General features: G+C 44.8%; 2 protein-coding genes. One reads left to right on the plus strand and one right to left on the minus strand.

Translation table 11 applies throughout. The features are described from left to right. Positions 1–58: 58 nt before the first annotated feature. Entirely contained in the window at positions 59–1,039 is a 981-nt protein-coding gene (locus tag VN105_RS00070; RefSeq protein ID WP_325636701.1) for a DUF2157 domain-containing protein, read from the minus strand. A 76-nt stretch (positions 1,040–1,115) separates the two neighbouring features. Here VN105_RS00070 and VN105_RS00075 point away from each other — a divergent pair, with 76 nt between their 5' ends. Next, positions 1,116–2,042, plus strand: a complete 927-nt coding sequence (locus VN105_RS00075) for an SMP-30/gluconolactonase/LRE family protein (RefSeq protein ID WP_325636702.1) — start codon at positions 1,116–1,118, stop codon at positions 2,040–2,042. Positions 2,043–2,270 lie beyond the last annotated feature (228 nt).

The following is a 2,270-nucleotide window of genomic DNA, read 5'->3' on the forward strand; positions in this document are numbered from 1 at the left end:
TTTACGCAGTGCTTTTTCTGCTGCTTCTTTTATTTCAAGATTATCGAGTGTAGTGGAATTATACGCGAGCATGTTTGATTTTTTTGTTGAGGTTAATCAGTAATATAATCACACCAATGGCGGAGCCAATGAAATACAATAGTCCCAGGTATATACCGCCAATATCATCTGTTAAAATAAGTAATCGCACCACGGCAATACTTATGGCTACATAGCTATACAATACGGTGATCAGCACAAAGTAAAAAGACCGTTCTTTGAATGCTTCCCGGAAAAGGAAATAAGCAATAACTGCCATAAATGCAAACCAGGCGATCCAGCCTGCATCAAACACGATCATGCCGGCTACAGAGGCAATGAAAATAATATGCGCACCGAAATTCTGATAGGTAAAGGCAAAGTGTTTTTTTAAATTTTTCCGGGCAGATATAAATGCCAGCGAAAGCAGGAGCACGCCCAGTATGGCGCCGGTGTAAATAAGCCGCTCGTTGCCAAAATCGTTGGCCGACAGTACCTGGAAAGGTGTAAGCGCAATGCCCATCCAGGCGGCCAGGTTGGTGACGGCCATTGACAGCACGCCCAGGTGATCGAAATAATAAGCGCTTACCGTAAGCACGGCCAGCGGAATAAAGGTGGCTAACCCGTAAGCAGTGCCGAAAGCAGTATACTGGAATTGCAGGTAACCTACAAAAGTAACAAAGGTAAGGCAGCCTAACAGTAACGCATAATCGAAAAAAGCATTTGGTGAATTTACTTTCTCCCATGAAAAGGGCGCTTTTTTCCGGATACAGTAGCTAAAGCAACCGGCGCTGATAGCCCCAATGATCAGTAGTATTACCTGGTGACCAATAGTATCGATATTTTTATAGATCAGGATCCCCAGGCCGCCGCTCAGCAACAATACGCCCAGGTAAAGCAATGTTTTGATTTCCCAGTGGAGGGAGAACAGTCGCTGATCTTCTGCAGTTTTCACTGCTGCAAGCTCCGTGTCGTTTATCAGTTCTGCTGCGCGGAGTTTTTCAAATACTTTGATATTCATAGATGGCGTTAAGAAATTGGAATTAACAATCATTACAACCTGCAATATACAATATCAGCACACAAAACTTTATATTGTGATATACGGAAATGACTGGCAGCGCAGCTTTTATCAAACCAATAATATGAATATGAAAATATACCGGGCCTCCTTATTATCTGCCTTAACCTGTGAATTGGGCGAAGGTGCTTGTTGGTGGCGGGAAAGGAACAGCTGGTGCTGGGTGGATATCCTTGGTTACAGTATTTATATGCGGGATGTAAACTGTTTCCAGCAACGGTTTGATACGGGTGATTATGTAACCACGCTGGCGCCGGTAGCGGGCAGGGATGAACTGGTAGCAGGGATAAAAGACGGCATTGCATTTTTTTCGCCGGAGCAGGGAATGAGCAGTCGTATTGCAGTACTGGAGAAGCGCAGCCAGGTGCGTTGCAACGATGGTAAGTGTGATCCTGCGGGTCGTTTATGGATTGGTACCATGCAAATGCCGCCCGAAGAAGGAACGGGCAACCTTTATTGTATTAGTGGAAAAACTGCGCCGGAGCTGAAATTGGCCGGTGTTACCATCTCCAATGGGTTGGTGTGGACAGGAAATAAAATGTATTATAATGATACGCATACCCGTACAGTACAGCAATTCAGTTATGATGCATCAACGGGCGCCATTACATTTACGCGGGTAGCGATACATATTCCGCCGGAACTGGGCTGGCCGGATGGAATGGCAATTGATGGGGAAGGCATGCTTTGGATTGCCCATTGGGGCGGCTATGGCGTATATCGCTGGAACCCGGCAACAGGTGAATTGCTGGGAAAAGTGGAGATGCCGGCCCCACATGTATCTTCCTGCGCTTTCGGCGGACCGGGAATGGATGAAATGCTGATCACCACCGCCAGGGAGCATATGACGGCCGCACAGATCGCTGAATATCCCCTTAGTGGCAGCGTGTTTCACGTGAGGCTGCCAATTAAAGGCTTACCTGCCAACTACTTTAAGTATTAATTATTTTTACATATTATTGTTTCACGGTTTTCTGCTATATTATTAGTATATTTGCAGACGGAATCGGCTTTTCAGGGTATTTTAATACCATTCGTACTATCTTATTTCAACTTTCCCTTTGCATAAGATACTTCCCTTAGTGCTACCGCTAGAAACATCATGTAAAAAAATAATTATGATCATGAAGGATTTTAAAATCATTGACAACAAAGAAGCCAGGCAGTTTGA

This window comes from Chitinophaga sp. (genome assembly GCF_035564935.1).
Classification (GTDB): Bacteria; Bacteroidota; Bacteroidia; order Chitinophagales; family Chitinophagaceae; genus Chitinophaga.